This window comes from Deferrivibrio essentukiensis (assembly GCF_020480685.1).
Lineage (GTDB): Bacteria > Chrysiogenota > Deferribacteres > Deferribacterales > Deferrivibrionaceae > Deferrivibrio > Deferrivibrio essentukiensis.
The window spans coordinates 1-19,376 of record NZ_JAJAFU010000032.1 but is presented as its reverse complement, the minus strand read 5'-3'; the positions used below and the strand labels follow the sequence as shown (position 1 = coordinate 19,376).

Genomic DNA, 19,376 nt, shown 5'->3' with positions numbered 1-19,376 from the left:
CTTAGTATGATTTTCCTTCATCTAAAAGCTCAGAAATTATCATCCTTACATTGCAGTCAGGGCATTTTGGAACAGTCTCTTTAGGGAGATAAACAATTTGCTTTCTGCCACACTTAGGGCACTTTACCTCAACAGCTTCAATTTTATCTCTCATAATGACCTCCTATTAAGCCTTGCCTGCGTAAGGTAGGTTAGTTTAGTTTCAAGATGATTTTTTTTCAAGTATTTTAATTGTAATTTAAAAATTTTTTGGTTTATCTTACTAAAAATAGTGCCTGCCATTGTAATTCTATATTAAATAAGTAAAAAATAGTTATATTTTGAGTATTGGTTTTTAACTGATTTTGGTGTTATTTAACATTATTAAGGTATACTGTAACTTTAGTGCCTTATGATAGTTGAATAGAAATTGACACCAATAGATTAGACTGATATAGAGAAGCATACAAAAAAAGTGAGGTTTATGTATGCTGAAAAAATATCTCCTTGCACCAGGGCCGACTATGGTGCCTGAAAGAGTGCTTTTAGATATGGCTATGCCGGTAATTCATCATAGGACAAGTGAATTTTCAAAAATTTTCTCTGAAGCAAGGGAAAAATTAAAAAAGGTCTTTGGCACTAAAGAAGATGTTTTAATCCTTGCTTCAAGCGGGACTGCGGCTATGGAAGCGGCAGTGGTAAATACTTTAAGTGTCGGCGATAAAGTTTTGGTGGTAAATGCAGGTAAGTTTGGTCTCAGATGGAAGGAGATTGCAACGACATTCGGTCTTGATGTTGTGAGTATTGATCTTGAGTGGGGGCGTTCGGTTACACCTTACCAGATAGAGGAAAAACTTATTGAGCATCCTGACATAAAAGCAGTTTTAATGCAGGCGAGCGAAACATCCACAACCGTATATCATCCTGTTGAGGAGATTGCAAAAATTGTTTCTTTAAGAGAAAATATGCTACTTATTGTAGATGGTATCACATCAGTTGGTGTAGTTGAAACTAAAATGGATGAATGGGGCGTAGATATAATTGTTTCAGGCTCCCAAAAGGCTTTTATGCTCCCTCCCGGGCTATCTTTTATTGCGATGTCAAAGAAAGCTTGGAAGATGGCAGAGTCCTCTAATATCCCTAAATATTATCTAAACTTGAAAAAGGAACTGAAATCGCAGCAAAAAGATACGACAGCTTGGACACCTGCAGTAAATCTTATCATTGGGCTTAATACCGCTCTTGGTATGATGTTAGATGAGGGGCTTGAAAATGTCTATAAAAGGCATGCTATTTGCGCTGAAGCTACAAGAGAAGCTATGAAAGCTCTTGGGTTTGAGCTATTAGCTAAAAATATTCCTTCTAATGCTGCTACTGGAATTATATTGCCTGAAGATTTTGACGGCGGAAAGTTTGTAAAATATATGCGCGAAGATATAGGGGTAACTTTTGCGGGTGGACAAGATCATTTAAAAGGTAAAATTATTCGTATTTCTCACTTGGGCTATCATGATATTTTTGATACAATTGTAGCGGTTAGTGCACTTGAGCTTGGATTTAAAAAGTTTGGCTTGGATATAGAGTTTGGCAGGGGGGTTGGTGCTTGCCAGGAAGTTATACTGAAGAGCATTAGGTAATGTGATGGAAACTAAGACAAAATTACCTCAAAGGGCACGAAAACTAAAAAAAATTGCTGCAGATATAGAAAAAATTTTAAGTCAATACGGGTATACGGAAGTTTACCTTCCCCTTTATGAGTACTATGACATTTTATCAAAAACTGCATGGAATTTCAGTGATGAAAATATCATAAGATTTATCGATAGAAATACCGGTAAATCAATGGTGCTTCGCCCTGACTTTACACCTCAAGTTTGTAGAAATGTTGCAAATTACATGAACTCATATCCCAAACCTATAAGGCTTAGCTATAAGGGGCGTGTATTTAGAAATGTTAATGTTAATAAGGGATTAAAGTCTGAAATGCAGCAAATTGGGATCGAGCTCTTTGGCGAGGAAGAGCTTTATGGAGATCTTGAGCTTATTGCGATTGGTTATAAAGGGATTGAATCGGTTGGGATTGAGAATTTTAAAATAGTACTTACCGACATATACTTATTGAAAGAGTGTCTTTCTCTGGTAAACAACAAGGAAGAGTATTTAAATCTGCTAAAGGCAAAAAACTATTGTGAGCTAAAAAAGAAATTTAATAGCGGAGACTTATCGAGCAAAAATACAGATTTGCTTGAAGAGCTTCCAAAAGCTTTTGGCGGGATAGAGGTTTTAAACTCAATTAAAAATAAGGTGTCTTTAAATACAAAACTTATCAGCCGCTTAGATGAGTTGTTAACCCTTTATGATAATATGATTAGCATGGGGATACCTAAAGATAAGATAGTTTTTGATTTGGCTGAAGTAAACGGTATTAATTACTACACAGGTATAAATGTGAGATTTGTTACGGACGGTGGCAATGTTTTAATTTCAGGTGGCAGATACGATAACCTTATGCATAACTTTGGGGTAGATGTTTCAGCGTGTGGGTTGGCATTTAATTTGGAAGAGATTTTGCCTGTGTATGAACTAAGGGATGAAAAAATTGAAATAGATTATTTGGTTATAGGAAGAGAGAACTTTAAAAGGGCAGAAGAATTGAGAAAAAAAGACTTTAAAGTTTTATGGGTTAGTGATAAAGGTAAATTGCAAAATTTGGAAGTTATGTACAGCATAAAAAATATATTTCCGTGAGGTAGCTTATGAGTTGTTCTTTGGTATTGGGTGCCCAATGGGGCGATGAAGGTAAAGGTAAAGTTGTAGATTTATTTACTGAGGAAGCAGATGTAGTTGTTAGATTTTCCGGTGGTCATAATGCAGGTCATACGGTAGTTATAAAAGGGGAAAAATATATACTCCATTTAATCCCTTCCGGCATTATGCACGATGGAAAAGTAAATATAATTGGTAATGGTGTTGTTATTGATCCAGAAGCATTAATTGAGGAGATAAATGATTTAAAAGCAAGAGGGATTTCATTTGAAGGGAGATTTTTTGTTAGTAAAAGAGCTCATCTGATTATGCCTTATCATAAAATTTTTGATAAACATAGTGAAGCAAAAAAGGGGAGTAAGAAGATTGGTACTACAGGAAGAGGTATTGGACCAAGTTATGCTGACAAAATGGCACGTGTAGGTCTAAGGGTATGTGACCTTTATGACGAAGAGGTTTTAAAAGAAAAGGTTTTTCAAAATGTTGAAGAAGTAAATCTGATAGCAGAAAGGATACACGGCCTTGAGCCACTTAATCCTCAGGAAGTCTTTGAAAGTTATAAAAAGTATGGAGAGATTATCAAACCTTACGTAGCTGAAACAAGTTATATGATAAACAAGCTTTATAATGAAGGGAAAAATATAATGCTCGAAGGTGCTCAGGGGACACTACTTGATGTTGACCATGGTACATATCCTTTTGTTACTTCCAGTAACCCTACTGCCGGCGGAGCATTTACTGGGACAGGGCTTGCACCGCAATCTCTTAACAATGTTGTTGGTGTATTAAAAGCTTATACTACCAGGGTAGGTAGTGGACCTTTCCCTACAGAGCTTGAAGATGAAACAGGCCAAAGATTAAGGGATGTAGGCGGTGAATATGGTGCTACAACAGGCAGGCCAAGGCGTTGTGGATGGCTTGATTTAGTAGCAACAAAGTATGCCAAAATGTTAAGCGGAATAAATTATATAGCTTTGACTAAGTTAGATGTGTTGACTGGTTTTGATAAAATTAAGGTCTGTGTAGGGTATGAATATAATGGTAAAGTGTTTGAAACCTTCCCCCCAGAAATAAAAATACTTGAAAACCTAACTCCTGTTTACAAGGAATTTGACGGCTGGACTGAAGATATAACAAAGGTGAAAAGATACAATGATTTGCCTGAGAATGCCAAAAAATATGTAGAGTTTATAAAGAATGAGCTGGGTGTAGAGTACGCCCTTATCTCTCTCGGAACCGATAGGGAAGAAACTATAATTTTAAATAAAGTTTTTTGAAAAAACTTGTTGACAAGGTGGAAACCTTTTGCTATATAGTCCTTCCCTTTTGGGAAAAACAGTGAGCCGTTAGCTCAGTAGGTAGAGCAACTGCCTTTTAAGCAGTGGGTCGTAGGTTCGATCCCTACACGGCTCATTTTAGTGTCCCTATCGTCTAGCCTGGCCTAGGACACCGGCCTTTCACGCCGGCAACAGGGGTTCAAATCCCCTTAGGGACGTATAATCGGGCGGTTAGCTCAGCTGGGAGAGCATCGGCCTTACAAGCCGAGGGTCGTAGGTTCGATCCCTGCACCGCCCATTTTTGGGGGCGTAGTTCAGTTGGTTAGAACGCTGGCCTGTCACGTCAGAGGTCGCGAGTTCAAGTCTCGTCGTCCCCGTATAAAGCCACCTTTTAGGTGGCTTTTTTTAATTAAAACGGATATTATAAAATTATGAAGATATTAGCACAGAATAAAAAAGCCTTTCATGATTACGAAATAATTGAAAATTTTGAAGCAGGTATAGAATTAAAGGGTACAGAGGTTAAATCCTGCAAATCCGGCAAAGTAAATTTGCGTGATTCCTTTGTCAAAATAAAAGATGGGGAAGCTTTTCTGTTAAATGCACATATTTCAGAGTATGAAAAGGGCAATATTTCTAATCATGAACCGACTAGAACTCGAAAGTTATTGTTACATAAGAGAGAAATAAATAGATTAATTGGTAAGGCTCAAGAAAAAGGCTTAACAATAATCCCTCTTAAAATATATTTGAAAAAGAATTTGGTTAAAGTAGAGATTGCCCTTGCAAAGGGGAAGCAGGCTCACGATAAAAGGAATACAATAAAAGAAAAAGATTTGAAGAAAGAAATTTCTCGAGACTTTAAAAATAAATTTATAATAAAATAGTCTTTACAAATTAGATGTGGTATATATATTAGAATCCCCAGTAGTAAAGGGGGCGCCAAGGTTTCGACGGGGAGCTGTAGGCTCTAAGGTGCATGCCGAGGTTCGGTACCTCGTAAAACAGCCGAACAATAATAATTGCAAACGACGAATTAGCACTCGCTGCTTAATTGACGGCGACGTCCCTGTAGGGTTTGCCTACGATCTTGCAGAGGGCGACAACTTAGTAGGCTGGCCGGATGTGACGCCTTTAAGCATTCGGTGAGACTTAAAAGGCTCACCAAGCCCTAAGCCGGCCTGCGGGCATTGGGTTTGGGAAATTTAATCGCAGGATAAGCATGTAGTACCTGGGGAAGAAGGCTTTTCGGACGCGGGTTCGATTCCCGCCGCCTCCATATTTTTAGTGCGTAATCAAAGTTAATTAAACTTTTTCTTTGATTGATAATCAACTTGATACAAAATTACCTACATTTTGGTTTTCAGAATATATTAAGAACTATGTTTGTTAAAATTTTGAAAAATTGTTAGAGTGCACTAACTTTATTCTTGACAAATATTGTTTCTTAAACTATACCTTCTGGCTATGAAAAAAAGTTAAGGAGGACTAACAATGAGAAATTTATTTTTTACCTTGTGTATGCTTTTAGCGTTTGGCGTTAATACTTTTGCTTCAGAATTAATGGTTTACTCTTCACGTGCTGAGCACTTAATAAAGCCACTTTTTGAAGAGTTTACCAAAGAAACAGGGATTAAAGTGCGATATGTTACTGATAAAGACGGAGCACTTATTGAGAAACTAAAGGTAGAAGGGAGTCGTACACCGGCTGATGTACTTATGACTGTTGATGCAGGAAATTTGTGGTTGGCAGCAAAAGAAAATCTTTTACAACCAGTAAAATCAAAAACATTAGAATCAGCGATCCCTGAGCATTTAAGGGATACAAACAATTTGTGGTTTGGGTTAACAATTAGAGCTAGAACAATCATATATAATTCTGATAAAGTTAAACCATCAGAATTATCTACTTATGCTGACTTGGCTAATCCAAAATGGAAAGGGGGCCTTTGCCTAAGAACTTCTAAAAAGGTTTACAATCAGTCAATGGTAGCAATGTTTATAGCTGAACAGGGAGCCAATAAGACTGAAGAGATATTGCTAGGATGGGTAGATAATTTAGCTACAGCACCATTATCCAGTGATACTAAGGTAATTGAGGCGATTGAGATGGGTAAATGTGATGTAGGAATAATCAATAGCTATTATCTTGGTAGATATTTGGAAAAGAGTTCAAATTCTAAAGTTAAACTTTTCTGGGCTGACCAAAACGGGAATGGAGTTCATGTTAATATTTCAGGAGCCGGTGTAACAAAATATGCTAAAAATAAAGAAAATGCTGTAAAACTCCTTGAATGGTTAGTAAGTGATAAAGCTCAGCAGATGTATGCTGAAATGAATTTTGAATATCCTGTTAAGAAAGGTGTACCTCTTAATTCATTGCTCAACTCATGGGGTTCATTTAAACAAAATAAAACTAACCTAAGTTTTGCGGGTGAATTACAAGGAGTAGCAATTCGTCTTATGGATAAAGTAGGTTATAAGTAAATGAAAAATAAATATTACAGCCTAGGTGTTGTGTGACTTTAGCAGTAAAACGGATTATATATAGGTGTCGACAGATTGCGGGGCGCAATCTGTCGGTGCCTTTTTTACTTGTATTCATATGTATTGTGCCGATTTGGTTTATTTTATCTCAATATGTTAAGACTCCTTCTTCAGAGTTAGTTCAAGTATTTCATGATTATCGGGTTTTAACGTTAATGAAGAACACTTTTGTTCTTCTCATTATGGTTTCTGGGCTTAGTTTTATTTTAGGAGTTTCTGTTGCATGGATTATTGCTATGTACGAGTTCCCATTACGAAAGTTTGTATCTGTAGCTTTTATGTTTCCGCTCGCCGTACCTGCTTATGTTTTTGCATTTGTTTACACAGGGCTATTTGATAGTTCTGGCTTAATCCAGGCTTTGTACAAGCTCATTTTCAATAAGTATGTATGGTTTGATGGTTTTAGAACGCCTCTTGGAGTTGCTTTTATTTTATCTCTATCGTTGTATCCGTACGTTTATATAATAGTAAAAAATGCATTTGAAACCCAAGGAAGTCGCATTTTTGAAGTATCTAAAATTCATGGCGTTAACAAAAGATTTTTAATATTTAAGTTAATATTGCCTATGGCTTCACCCTGGATAGCAGGTAGTATGCTACTTGTAGCAATGGAGACAATGGCTGATTTTGGAGCTGTTTCTATTTTGGGGTATGATACATTTACAACTGCTATATATAAGGCATGGTATGGTTTTTTTAAGTTTGAGCATGCAGTTTTGCTATCAGGAGTTTTAGTATTATTTGCATTTGTGCTTTTGATGGTTGAAAAATTATACAATAAAAGAAAAGCATTTTACAGTGTTGAAAGGGTGGATAAACCATTTCAGAGGAAAAAACTTTTAGGGTTAGAGCTTTATGGTATACTGTTTTATTTATTTTTAATATTGTTTTTTTCATTGATATTTCCATTTACCCAGCTTGTGTTATGGTGTTGGAGTGCGTTTAGTGTTGAGCTTAGCACTGACTATATAAATTATATAAAAAATACCCTTTTCCTAAGTTTTGCTGGTGTGTTTATGGTATTATTTTTCGGTTATTTTTTAGCATACTATTATCGCAATCACAAAAACACTATATCTTTGATTATTGTATTGATTGCAACAGCTGGCTATGCGATTCCCGGCTCAGTATTGGCAGTGGGGTTTTATACTCCAATTTCTAAATTATTTTATAATATACTTGATATGCTTAACTTAATGGAGGTTTCACAATTGCTAACAAATCTGGCTGGTTTGTTTATATTAATTTTGGGTTATACTGTAAGGTATGTATCTTTGGGATATAATACACTTTATGGTAACTTATCAAGAATAAAATCAGGAATTTTTGAGCAAGCGCGCTTATTGGATGTTTCATCTTCAGATGTTTTTAAAAAAGTTATTTTTCCATCTCTCAAAGCAAGTTTCTTTAGCGCAGCAATAATGTCTTATTTAGATATTGCTAAAGAGATGCCTATTACCTTGATGACTCGACCAGCAGGTTGGGATACGCTTGCAGTCCGTATTTTTGGTCTTACAGCTGAAGGGGAGTGGGAACGTGCAGCAATACCTTCTTTAATTTTAGTGGTATTAGGGATTTTACCTATACTAGTTATGGTAATCAAGCCGAGGAGGCATTAATGGTTTTGGAAGTTAAAAACGTTAAAAAAAGCTTTGGAAGTAAATTGGTCTTAAGTAATCTTACATTTGGTCTTAATGAAGGGGAGGTTGGTTGTTTGATAGGCCCTTCAGGGTGTGGTAAAACTACTGCTCTTCGTTGTATTGCAGGACTGGAAAATATAGATTTTGGTGAAATTAAAATTTCAGGGAAAACAGTTAGTTCAAATTCACTAAATATCCAGCCAAAAGATAGAAGAATAGGGTTTGTGTTCCAAGATTATGCCATAGTTCCTCACATGACTGTAAAGGAGAATATAATATTCGGAACTAATAAAGTTAAGCCAGGTAAAATTGAGTCCATTTGTCGAATGTTAGAAATACATGATATTATTGACCGCTATCCATACGAAATTTCTGGTGGGCAGCAACAAAGACTTGCTATAGCAAGAGCACTTTTTCATGACCCGGAATTAGTGCTGATGGATGAACCTTTTTCCAATCTTGATGTAAATCTTAGAACAAAGGTATCAAGTGAAGTCAGAGAAATTATTAAAAAGTATGGCACTACTGCTTTGATAGTAACACATAGCAGAGAAGAGGCATTTCTTCTTGCTGATAAAGTGGGAGTGATGAATAACGGAAAAATCGCCCAGTGGGCAACTCCTTATGAAGTATATCATATGCCTGTAAGTAAATTTGTAGCAACATTTGCAGGTGAAGCTACATTTCTGCAGTGTACTCCATTAAATAATAATACATATCAGACACCTTTTGGTGTGATTAAGGCAGATTCCACTATAAAAAATCCAGTTTTACTGATAAGACCAGAAGATGTACTTTATCAACCCGATGCTCCAATGAAAGCAATTGTCATAAGTAAAGAGTTTAAAGGTGCAGTTATAAGTTATAAATTAGAAATAACATCAGGAGATTATTTGATAGCAACTTTTCCAAGTCATAAAAATTTTAATATTGGGGATACAATTGCTATTTCATTGGAGCTGAAACACACGATAATTTTGGATGGAGATTTGTAAGAAGTATAAATAAAAAGGCGGGTGAATTACCCTTATTAAGTCTGTTTAAAGACCTAAAGCCTTCTTTCTGAGCTGAAGTATGATGTGCTAATACGTCCTCTCAATCTTCCGTAGTAATAAATCCGAATCCTTTTCAGTAAAATAAAGGATAGACATTTTTTTGCTTGAAAAATTATTTACCTGGCACTTTATTTCAAATACACTTAAAATAATTTTTACTATAAACGTTTATGGGAGTATAAAATTATTCAATAATCTTTACGTAAAATTGTCCTAGGATATTGTTGCTATCTCCGGCTATTACTGGGAATACTGAACCATTGCCGTATTTTGAGTATTTTGCCATAAAATTACCGTCTATTAAAATATCGTATCCTCTGTCATCCCCATCATTGTAGTTGATACCGGAAGGCACCCATCCTTTAAAATTTATTTTTGGCTCAGAATTAATATTTTCACTGAAAAATTTAATAATATTTAATACGTCCCCTTTTTTGACAACCAAAGTATCATTTTGCAACACAGCTTTTTTTTGATTATTGACTTTTACTATAAAGACTCCGTGCTCATCTTCAATTTTACCGTCTATTTTAAGATTTATTTTCCCTATTTCGAGATTATCTTTTCTAAAAACAATTGTCTTATTTTCTGTTATCTTAAATGGGATATTTTTGTCGTTTAGTCCGTTTACCCCTTCAATATCACACGATAGCCCTCTTTTGTAGTTTGAATCTATATGTGCTACCTGCACAACACTTCCCTTTTTAAGTAAAAGAGTTGAGTTATTTGAAACTATTTTTGGCTCACCATTTACCTTTATTATGACAAAGTTTATTTCAGGGCTTGCCAGAATTATTTGTGGCTGCTCCGGTATAATGTCGTAAAGCTTCATAAATGCATTTACGGCGTAATTGTGGTGCAGAATTTTCATTTCATCCGAAGGTAAGTTTTTGGAAGTTTCTATGCCGAAAGATGGTAAGCAAAGATTTTTTAGGGCAAAGTAAGTGGCTGTTTTCTTCATTTCTGAGTATGGCGTATTCGGGTCGTCGGTGTTTGTGTTAAAATATTGCATAAAGTAATCTTCTACCCCAATTTTTTCATTGATTTCTTCAAGCGCTTTTTTGGCGATACCTTCAAGGTCGATTACAGTTCCATCATCACAAGTAAACTTACCCGTATCTACGATAACAGATTGACCAAATCTCTCAGGGCTTCTAAGCCAGTTGATATGGGTGGGAGTATGAAAACCCCAACCATCGTGAAGATTCAAAAACACATCTGCTTCACTCATTAGTTGTTTGATTACTTGGACTACTTTATCCATTTCTATCTGAATATCATCTAAATGAAAACGTCTATTCATGTCAGCTTCTGTGGAGCGCTTAAATAAAATAATCGATTTGAAATTTGCCCTTGGGATTACAATAAGATTACCTTTTTCAAGACTTAGGTCAGAGTACAGGTCAGCAGACAAAAAACCGCCCGGCTCATCCCCTTGTATTCCACCCATTATGAGCATGGTGTTGCCATCCTTTCTCCCGTAAATTTTATAGACGTTTAGCTCATAATCAGTCCCCTCAAAATAGACTTTGTGCTCTTTAAAAGGTCGTTTAACTTCACCGAAAAGGTTAAATACCAGCACAAAAGATAAAATAAAAAAATAGGCAAGCTTCATTTATAAAGGTCTCCAGGTTTCACTTATGATTTTAAAATCTCCGGGACAGCCGGAAAGTTTGATAACCTTCACCCCATAGTCTGAATATGAATCTGCATTGAATTTTTGTTTGAAACTGACTGTTATTGCCGTAGGGGTGATATTTTCAATACGGATATCATCAATGGATACAGTTATATTTTGGTATTTTTGAAATTTTGTGTATTTATCTTCTATCCATTTATCAAAATTAAGTCCAGCAGAAGAAAATCTTTTATCATAAAATTGTTTATATTTTTCTATATCTTTTGCTTCCCACGCAGATTTCCACTCTTTGATAAACTTATTTGTAAGATTTTCCGTAATTTTGTATGAGCCGCTTGGATAAAATAGTTCACCTATAATTTTGTGCTCACCCAATTCTTTGGAAATATATATCCTCTTGTTTCCTTCAACCAATATGTTGTTTGCGCAATACAATTGGTTAAAGTTAACAAAAGCTTCTGAGTCATTTTCCAAAAATATTTGAATATTATCGATATTTATTTTTCTGTAAGGATAAAGTTTCATCAGCTGCTTTTTTTCCATTACATACTTAAAATAATCTTGGTTATCGCTATTTTTAAATTTTGTATGTATATACTGTTGAAACTTTTCAAAATCATTATTTTCCCAAGCATTGATAAATCCATTTAAAAAATTAATCCAATAATTTTTTGCTATAACATATGAGTCTTTATCCAAAAAAGATAACTTTTCTGAAATTATTACAGGAATGTTTAGTGCATTTTTTGAAACAAGGTCTTCCATGTCCCCGTTATCAAGTGCAACACACCCTTCCGTAGAATTATCTTCAACCCCCTCTTGTATACCGTGCACCCAAATTCCGTGTCCAGTCTTGCCCAAAATCTTATCATAGAAATTCGGATAATTTAGCGGTAGGGCACCATAGCCGTAAGTCGGAGGGAGGCTATTTTGTGGGATAAACTTTTGGGTAAAGTACACCCCTTCTGGTGTTTTTTTATCCCCCTCCGCCTGCTTATCACCGGTAATTTCACCTGTCAAAATATTCTTATATACTTTTATAATTTTAGGAATGTCATTTTCCACTTGAAAGAGATATGCAGTCTTACTACTTTTGTCCACTGCAAGTGCTTTAAAATTGCTATTGCCCTCTGAAAATATATTTCCGGTAACAAACTCAAATGCTTCTGTGTTATTATCTGTAGAGTAAGAGTTTTTAACACCAAACACAATAGATAGCAATGCGACAATGAGTGTAAATGAAAAATATTTTATATGTGGGTACTTACAACGCATATTTTAAGGCCTCCGCATAATTTGAATGTCTGGATTGAGATACTACATTATAAAGATTAAAGAATCAATAAAAAGCCGCACTTATTAAGAAGGGGGCTATTTATGCCCCCTTTACTTTTTAACTACTTTTCAGGTACACCTAATTTTTTTAATATCATTTCGAGAGGGCAAAATTTAGTAAACCCTGATTGTAAAAGGTTTGCTCCCACAAATAGAGTAAATGCAAACCACCATTTTGAGTATAAAAGTCCTAAAATAGTACTTACAATCACAAATGTACCGGCAAAGATTCTTATCAATCTTTCAGTATTCATAAATCCTCCTTAATTTTATTTTCTATAAATATTTTATAAAACATGTAGTAACTTAGCGGTATTATTACAAGTGTAAGTATTGTTGACACCACCGCACCGGTAATTAATGCAACACCAAGCCCGGCAAATATCGGGTCAGGTAGCATAAACAGTGCGCCGGTAATAACTGCGACGGTAGTTAGTGCCACAGGTCTTGTTCTGATTGCACCTGATTCGATAACTGCATCTTTTATATTTTTACCTTTTTCAAGGGCAGCCTCGATAAAGTCGATAAGCAGTACGGCATTTCTAACCATTATCCCCGCAAGGGCAATAAACCCTATCATACTTGTTGCTGTGAAAAATTCCCCAAATATAAAATGGCCGGGGATAATACCGAGTAAGCTTAGCGGAATAGGTATCATCATTATTATCGGAGTGGCAAATGACCTAAACCATCCCACAAGTACAAAATACATAATTACAAGCACAGCTGCAAATGCTAAGCCCAAGTCCCTAAATACTTCATATGTAATTTGCCATTCTCCGTCCCATTTCACAGAAACCTCGCTATCTGTTTTTGGCTGGCTGGTCCAAAGTTGTTTAATCTTTTGTCCATGATATTGAATTTTGTCTAATTTATCTTTCATATCAAGTATTGCATAAACAGGACTTTCAACCTTATCAGCTACATCCCCTATAACATAAACAACCGGCATTAAATTTTTGTGATACAAAGCCTTATCTTTTGTTTTTTCTTCAATGGTTACAAGCTCGCTAAGTGGGACACTTCTGCCAGCCATTGAGATGACCTGAATATCTTTTATAAAAGATAGTTTACTTCTATCCTTTTCTGGTAATCGCAAAACAATGTCAACAGGCTCCCTATCTTCTCCAGTGTGTAAAATACCTGCATTCATCCCTTTGAGTGCCATATACATTGTTTTAGAAATCATTTCTGTTGATACGCCAGTCAATGCTGCTTTTTCTTTTTTGACATTAAATACGTATTCTTTCATGTCATCTTCCACATACCAGTCAACATCCACTACCCCTTCGGTAGTCTCAAATATCTCCTTTACTTTAGTTGCGACATCAAGTCTTGACTTTTCATCAGGTCCATAAACTTCAGCAACCAATGTGGAAAGTACAGGGGGGCCTGGTGGAATCTCAGCTAATTTTATATTGGCACCGTATTTTTTACCTATTTCCTGAATAGGGGCTCTTAATTTTATTGCCAAGTTGTGACTTTGAAGTTTTCTGTATTTTTTATCAACAAAATTTACTTGAATATCTGCTACGTTATTCCCTTGCCTCATAAAATAATGCCTTACAAGCCCGTTAAAGTTATAAGGTGCGGCAAGCCCTGCAAATATTTGATAGTTTTCAACCTCATCCACTGTGGCAAGATAATTTCCTATTTCCATGGCAACGGCAGTTGTCTGCTCAAGAGAAGTCCCCTCAGGCATATCTACGATTATTTGCAATTCGTTCTTATTATCAAACGGAAGCATTTTCATTACAACCTTTTTAGTCGGGATGAATAAAAATGCCCCGAAAAATAGTAGTAAAATAACGCAGGCAAAAACAAATCTGTAAAGTTTTCTTTCCATTAATGGGCTTAAAATAGCAGTGTATATTTTATAAAGTTTTGTCGATTTGACCCATTCTTCTTCATTTACAGGTTCGTCATGTTTTGCAGAATGCCCGGCTAACAATTTAAATGAAAGCCATGGGGTAATTATTAAGGCAACGAAGAGAGAGAAAATCATAGCAAGTGAAGCACCTACAGGCATAGGTTTCATATATGGTCCCATAAGTCCACCAACAAACGCCATTGGGTAGATAGCTACAATTACGGTTATGGTGGCAAGAATTGTAGGGTTGCCCACTTCTCCTACAGATTTAATCGCCCTCATTACAAGATTATCTTTGCCAAGCTTAAAGTGTCTTTCCATATTTTCTACAACTATGATTGCATCATCCACCACAAGCCCTACTACAAAGATAAGTGCAAAAAGGGTAACTCGGTTGAGCGTATAGTCAAACATGTAATATACAAAAAATGTTAGGGCAAAGGTGACCGGAAGTGCTACAAACACTACAAGACCAGCACGCCATCCCATTGTCAGTGCCATTACTATAATTACTGCTAAAATAGCACCCAACAGGTGTTCAATGAGGGTTTTTACTTTATCCAGAGCTGTTTCTCCGTAGTTACGTGTTACAGATACTGTGACATCTTCAGGAATTATATACCCTTTCAATGTATTCAGCTTTTCCATTACTTCTTTAGCGACTACTACTGAGTCACTCCCTTTTCTTTTTGCTATTGTGATGGTTACCGATTCAAATTTATCTGAAGTAATCTTATTGTTAAACCCTATTAGATGATAGTGCTCCGGGACTACACTTGAATCTTCAACAGTAGCCACATCCTTTAAATAAATGGGCTTACCATTGTCTACCCCTACTACGAGATTTTTAACATCATTTATATTTTCGAAAAAACCGCCGGTGGAGATGTAAACAGATTTATTTTTATCAGTTATCTCACCGCTATTCAAGGATACGTTTGACATTGTAAGAGCACCGTATATTCTAAACAAATCAAGGTTATGCCCTTTAAGTTTATTGATATCGGGCTCAACTTTAACAACCCTTTTATACCCACCAATAATTTTTGTTTCAGAAATATTTTCTATCTCTTTGATTCTTTTTTCTACTTCCTTTGCAAGCCTTCTAAGCTCATATCCGTCGTATTTTTGACTCCACAGGTTTAGCGCTATCTGCGGCACATCATCAATCGAGCGCTTTTTTATAATTGGCATCATTACCCCGTGAGGGATTCTGTCCATGTTGTAGTCTATTTTTGTTTTTAGTTTTGTAATACTTTTCTCTTCATCTTCCCCTACCTTGAATCTAACGGTGACCATGGCAGCATCATTCATAGCTGTACCATAAACATATTCCACTTGCGGAATTTCCCACATTAGCTCCTCGAGAGGAGACAAGACAGTTTTTTCTACATCTTTTGCCTTTGCTCCGGGATAAGGCACAATTATATCCACCATAGGCACAACAATTTGAGGCTCTTCTTCTTTAGGGGTAAAAATAACGGCAATTATCCCTATAAAAAGGGAAGCGATTACAAGGAGCGGAGTAATTTTTGACTTTAAAAATGCTTTTGCAACCCTTTCGGCAATTCCGTATTTGACAATATCAACCTCTTCTTGCGGGCTGATATCACATTGCTCTAATTTGTTTTTATCTATTTCAGCCATTATTTAGCCTCCAGTATATCTCCTGATTTTATCTGAACATTGTTTATCGGTTTGACTATCTTTTCATCGCCAGCAAGACCGCTTGTAATTTCAACTAAATCCCCTAAATCTTTACCTGTTTTAACCATCCTCATTTCTGCTTTTTGAGAATTGTCAACAAACACATAAGACAGTTGCCCTCTTTGAAATATGTAATCTTTTGGTATAACTATTATGTTTTCAAGAGAGCTTTCAAAATATCCTTCCACAAACATGCCAGGGATCAGATCCTTGTCATTAGCTGTTAATTTAACATAAAATGTTCTGCTTGCAGGGTTGATATCCTTAGAAATTTCAATAATTTCTGATTCAATCTTTTTATTCTGAGATGGTATCTTAAGACTGACTTTTTTACCAACACTAAGGTTATTGTAAAAATTTTCGGGGATGTTGATAATTATTTCACTGTCAAAAGTTCCAAGTTTTAAAATAGGTGTGCTGTATGATGCAAGGTTACCCACATCGGACATTTTTTCTAACACTACCCCATCAAAAGGAGCTTTTAATTTTGTATATGAAATGTAAGTATTAACTTCACTTAAGGCAGCCTCTGCCTGCATTTTTTTCAGTTTTACCTGATTTAATTTTTCTTCGGCAAGCTCGACATTCTTTTGTGCCATATTTTTCCCTTCAAGGGCAAGCTTGTATTTTGCTTGCACTTCATCAAATTCTTGTTTACTTACACTTTCCGTTTCAAATAATTTTTGAAACCTGTTGTATGTTTTTTCAGCTAATTCAAATTGTGCAAGGGCTTGGTTATAAGCTGATTTTGCCATTTCAAGACCTATTTCAGCCTGTTTCAGCCCATTTTCTGCCTCGTTGACTGAAGCGATTGCAAAATTTCTTTTATCAAAAAGCTCTTTGCTGGTAAGCTCCACCAACGTGTCACCTTTTTTAAACTTATCACCAATCTTGACATTAATGGTTGAAATATAGCCTACCACCTTTGGCGTCATAAATACGGTATTTTTGCTGACTACCTGCCCTGTAAAACTCCTTGTGTTTTCAACCTTTGAAGGGTTAACCACATAGGTTTCTACCTTTACTTTTGAAGGTTTGCTTATAGCTTCTCCCTCTTTCTTTTCACCACTTGCACAAGCGGTAAGAAAAACGATTAAAATAAGAAAAGATAAAAGTCTTTTTGCCTGCATATCTATCTCCTTAATATTATTTTATTTTTCCGGTTGCAAACATAAGCTCTGCATAGTTTGTGATTACATCATATTCCGCCATGGTAAGTTTGAGCTCTGCCTCTTTTACTTCAAACTCTCTATCCAAAAGGTCTGTAATCTTTGCAAGCCCCTCTTTGAATCTGTTTTCAGTTATTTCAAGTGCCCTGTATGCGGCCTCAACCTGCTTTTTCATTGCGGCAAGTCTTTCAAGGGATGCTTTGTATGTAAAATAAGCATCTTTTACTTCAGTTTTGATTTCAAGTTTTTTGTCATTTATTTTATGAATTGATGACAGGTAATTGCTTTTTGAAGATTTTATTTTATTTGTTGAGGAGAAACCGTCAAAGATGTTAAATTTTACCATTACACCTGCTGTAAGCCCTTTGCCGCTATCCCCCATAAAGTTTTCATCGTTCATTTTGTAGTTTGCAAAAAGTGCCACTTCAGGTAAAAATTCCGACTTACTTTTGCTGACTTCATATTTGTTAATGTTTGCAAATTTTTCCATTGCCTGCAAATCGCTGCGATTTTTAAGAGCTTCTTCTAAAAGAGCATCAAGGTTATTTACTTGATAATCTTCTAAGTTTCCCCAGACAATCTGAATATTTTCATCTGTGTTAAGAAGGCGTTGTAAGTAACTTTCAGCTATATTAACTTGCTTTTTTGCTGAAATTAGTGCTTCTTCATTTTGTAAAAGGTAAGACTCGGCAACTAATAGGTCGCTTTTTACAACCATACCGTTTTTATAAAAATTGTCAGTCATGTCGTAATATCTTTTAGTACGTGTCAGTGATTTCTCCACAGCCTCAACTGCCTTTTCTGCTACCCCTTTTCCGTAAAATGCTTTGATAGTATTTAATAAGACATTCTCTTTTATTCTTGTGAGCGTCAGCTTGTATGCTCTGTCCATCTCTTTTGCCTGCATAATCCCAAAATATATTTTACCTTGCATATAAATAGGCTGGATTAGCTCAATCTTTGTTTCAAAATTTTCTACCCTGTCAGGATCAGCAAGCTGAGTGTTAAAGTATGGAAAGTCAAATTTACCTTGAGCCATTTTTGCAAAAGCGGCTGTGGCCGGTTCATCGGTTGATAAAAATGTCTCGGAAATGTTTATCTTAGGCAGGTAAGCACCTTTTGCCTGATTGAGTTTGTAACTTGCAGATTTTGCCTCCTCTTCATATGCCTTGATGATGTTATTGTTTTTAAGTGCCATCTCTTTGGCTGTTTCAAGGTCAAGTGTGAGAGCAAAAACATTTAAAGCTGCAAACATAATTATTATTGTTGACAATATCTTATACATTTTTACCCTCTCCTAATATGTTTATGATTTGTTCAACCTTTTTATCAACTAAGTGATAACAAATTTCACTGCCGTTTCTAACCCCTTCAACAATACCTGCAGCTTTTAGTATGGAAAGGTGTCTACTTACCGTAGCCTGATGAAGATTAAGCCCTTCACACATCTTTGTAACATTGCATTCTTTTTTTGAAAGTCCGGCAACTATTTGAAGCCTCACAGGATGCCCCAAAGCCTTAAACTTTTCTGAGTATTCATCAAACATTCTATCACCTCAAAAATTAAGATTTTATATAAGAGTTGCTTGTATATGTATATATGAATATCTATATATGTCAATATGATTTTTATATTCGCTTTATTTTTCAAATATTGGATGTTATAAACCAATTTCAAGAGTTAATTAAAAGGTTATAAAATGGTAGATAACAAATTGAGTTTAAATATTAGCCGATGTACCGGCTGTGGCGCTTGTATCGGGAAATGCCCTTTTAGTGCACTTGCTATGAGTTATAATAATGGTGAATTTAAAAATATAAAAAAGGTAGTCTTTAACGCCGATAAATGCAACGGGTGCGGAGCCTGTATTAATTTTTGTAGGTTTGGAGCACTCTTTATAAAATAAAAAAGATGCCTTTTAAGGCATCTTGAATTTATGTTCTTTTAATCTCACCGAGAATACTGGGCATGGAGACTTTCTTACAACCTTTTCTGCTGTTGAGCCGAAAAGCACATGCTCAAGGCCTGAGCGCCCATGCGTCCCTATCACAATCATATCAGCCTCAAATTTCTTTGCCTCATCAATAATTTCTACAAATGGGGTACCTTTTAAAAGTTTTGTTGTGTATTTCACTTCCTGAAGCTCAGGATATTCCTTTATAAAATCTTCCAATTGTTTTTTGGCAGATTCTTCAAGCTCCAAGTCCAGATTTTGAAAAGTCACCTGTGGAAGATAAAATGCTACTATTTGTGATTCATCAAAAATGACATGGACAATTTTAAGCTCAGCGTTAAATTCCTTTGCAAACTCAATTGCGTAGTTCATTGCGTACTTTGATGTTTCTGAAAAATCTGTGGGGAATAAAATTTTTTTGATAGCAATCATAATGC

At 35.7% G+C, this 19,376-nt stretch carries 17 protein-coding genes, 4 tRNA genes and 1 other RNA gene; 13 read left to right on the top strand and 9 right to left on the bottom strand.

Annotated elements, in window-relative coordinates; translation table 11 throughout:
* Nucleotide 1: 1 nt before the first annotated feature.
* Nucleotides 2-154 carry a hypothetical protein gene (locus LF845_RS11315; protein ID WP_242821124.1) on the bottom strand — a complete coding sequence of 51 codons (153 nt, stop codon included), beginning with the start codon at nt 152-154 and terminating at the stop codon, nt 2-4.
* 313 nt (nt 155-467) lie between these two features.
* On the opposite strand from LF845_RS11315, the gene LF845_RS11310 reads away from it, so the two are divergent.
* From LF845_RS11310 to LF845_RS11255, 12 genes are all read left to right on the top strand, one after another.
* Nucleotides 468-1,616 carry a pyridoxal-phosphate-dependent aminotransferase family protein gene (locus LF845_RS11310; protein ID WP_242821123.1) on the top strand — a complete coding sequence of 383 codons (1,149 nt, stop codon included), beginning with the start codon at nt 468-470 and terminating at the stop codon, nt 1,614-1,616.
* A 4-nt stretch (nt 1,617-1,620) separates the two neighbouring features.
* The gene (locus tag LF845_RS11305; RefSeq protein WP_242821122.1) at nt 1,621-2,727 is read left to right on the top strand and encodes an ATP phosphoribosyltransferase regulatory subunit; all 1,107 of its coding nucleotides are present in this window, start codon (nt 1,621-1,623) and stop codon (nt 2,725-2,727) included.
* 8 nt (nt 2,728-2,735) lie between these two features.
* Complete coding sequence (locus tag LF845_RS11300; protein WP_242821121.1) at nt 2,736-4,022, top strand: adenylosuccinate synthase; 1,287 nt, start codon at nt 2,736-2,738, stop codon at nt 4,020-4,022.
* A 63-nt stretch (nt 4,023-4,085) separates the two neighbouring features.
* Nucleotides 4,086-4,158: transfer RNA gene (locus tag LF845_RS11295), tRNA-Lys, on the top strand.
* A gap of 7 nt (nt 4,159-4,165) precedes the next feature.
* Nucleotides 4,166-4,240, top strand: a tRNA-Glu gene (locus tag LF845_RS11290).
* Between the two features lie 7 nt (nt 4,241-4,247).
* A tRNA-Val gene (locus LF845_RS11285) sits at nt 4,248-4,320 on the top strand.
* A 5-nt stretch (nt 4,321-4,325) separates the two neighbouring features.
* Nucleotides 4,326-4,399 (top strand) — tRNA-Asp (locus LF845_RS11280).
* A 54-nt stretch (nt 4,400-4,453) separates the two neighbouring features.
* A complete protein-coding gene (gene smpB, locus LF845_RS11275; protein WP_242821120.1) occupies nt 4,454-4,909 on the top strand; it encodes an SsrA-binding protein SmpB in 456 nt (151 codons plus the stop codon).
* A 48-nt stretch (nt 4,910-4,957) separates the two neighbouring features.
* Nucleotides 4,958-5,304: a transfer-messenger RNA gene (gene ssrA / locus LF845_RS11270) on the top strand.
* Between the two features lie 212 nt (nt 5,305-5,516).
* Nucleotides 5,517-6,509 carry a Fe(3+) ABC transporter substrate-binding protein gene (locus LF845_RS11265; RefSeq protein WP_242821119.1) on the top strand — a complete coding sequence of 331 codons (993 nt, stop codon included), beginning with the start codon at nt 5,517-5,519 and terminating at the stop codon, nt 6,507-6,509.
* 215 nt (nt 6,510-6,724) lie between these two features.
* A complete protein-coding gene (locus LF845_RS11260; RefSeq protein ID WP_242821118.1) occupies nt 6,725-8,188 on the top strand; it encodes an ABC transporter permease in 1,464 nt (487 codons plus the stop codon).
* Nucleotides 8,188-9,204 carry an ABC transporter ATP-binding protein gene (locus tag LF845_RS11255; protein ID WP_242821117.1) on the top strand — a complete coding sequence of 339 codons (1,017 nt, stop codon included), beginning with the start codon at nt 8,188-8,190 and terminating at the stop codon, nt 9,202-9,204. The genes LF845_RS11260 and LF845_RS11255 overlap by 1 nt, the downstream gene beginning before the upstream one ends.
* Before the next feature lie 244 nt (nt 9,205-9,448).
* On the opposite strand, the gene LF845_RS11250 is transcribed toward LF845_RS11255, so the two are convergent.
* The 7 genes from LF845_RS11250 to LF845_RS11220 form a co-directional block, all read right to left on the bottom strand.
* On the bottom strand, nt 9,449-10,879 hold the full coding sequence (locus LF845_RS11250; protein ID WP_242821116.1) for a M99 family carboxypeptidase catalytic domain-containing protein: 1,431 nt from the start codon (nt 10,877-10,879) through the stop codon (nt 9,449-9,451).
* On the bottom strand, nt 10,880-12,178 hold the full coding sequence (locus LF845_RS11245) for a L,D-transpeptidase family protein (protein ID WP_242821115.1): 1,299 nt from the start codon (nt 12,176-12,178) through the stop codon (nt 10,880-10,882).
* Nucleotides 12,179-12,300: 122 nt separating this feature from the next.
* Nucleotides 12,301-12,492 (bottom strand): YgaP family membrane protein, encoded by a 192-nt coding sequence (locus tag LF845_RS11240; protein WP_242821114.1) that lies wholly within the window; start codon nt 12,490-12,492, stop codon nt 12,301-12,303.
* Nucleotides 12,489-15,755, bottom strand: a complete 3,267-nt coding sequence (locus LF845_RS11235) for an efflux RND transporter permease subunit (protein ID WP_242821113.1) — start codon at nt 15,753-15,755, stop codon at nt 12,489-12,491. Before LF845_RS11235 ends, LF845_RS11240 begins: the two co-directional genes overlap by 4 nt.
* A complete protein-coding gene (locus LF845_RS11230; RefSeq protein WP_242821112.1) occupies nt 15,755-16,945 on the bottom strand; it encodes an efflux RND transporter periplasmic adaptor subunit in 1,191 nt (396 codons plus the stop codon). Before LF845_RS11230 ends, LF845_RS11235 begins: the two co-directional genes overlap by 1 nt.
* 16 nt (nt 16,946-16,961) lie before the next feature.
* Entirely contained in the window at nt 16,962-18,269 is a 1,308-nt protein-coding gene (locus tag LF845_RS11225; RefSeq protein ID WP_242821111.1) for a TolC family protein, read from the bottom strand.
* Nucleotides 18,262-18,531 carry an ArsR/SmtB family transcription factor gene (locus LF845_RS11220; RefSeq protein WP_242821110.1) on the bottom strand — a complete coding sequence of 90 codons (270 nt, stop codon included), beginning with the start codon at nt 18,529-18,531 and terminating at the stop codon, nt 18,262-18,264. The genes LF845_RS11225 and LF845_RS11220 overlap by 8 nt, the downstream gene beginning before the upstream one ends.
* Nucleotides 18,532-18,684: 153 nt before the next feature.
* Between LF845_RS11220 and LF845_RS11215 the strand changes: the two genes are divergently transcribed.
* Nucleotides 18,685-18,891, top strand: coding sequence for a 4Fe-4S binding protein (locus LF845_RS11215; protein ID WP_242821109.1), 207 nt, complete (start codon nt 18,685-18,687; stop codon nt 18,889-18,891).
* Nucleotides 18,892-18,903: 12 nt separating this feature from the next.
* Here the strand turns inward: LF845_RS11215 and LF845_RS11210 are convergent.
* A partial coding sequence (locus tag LF845_RS11210; protein WP_242821108.1) for a universal stress protein occupies nt 18,904-19,376 on the bottom strand: 473 nt, incomplete at its 5' end.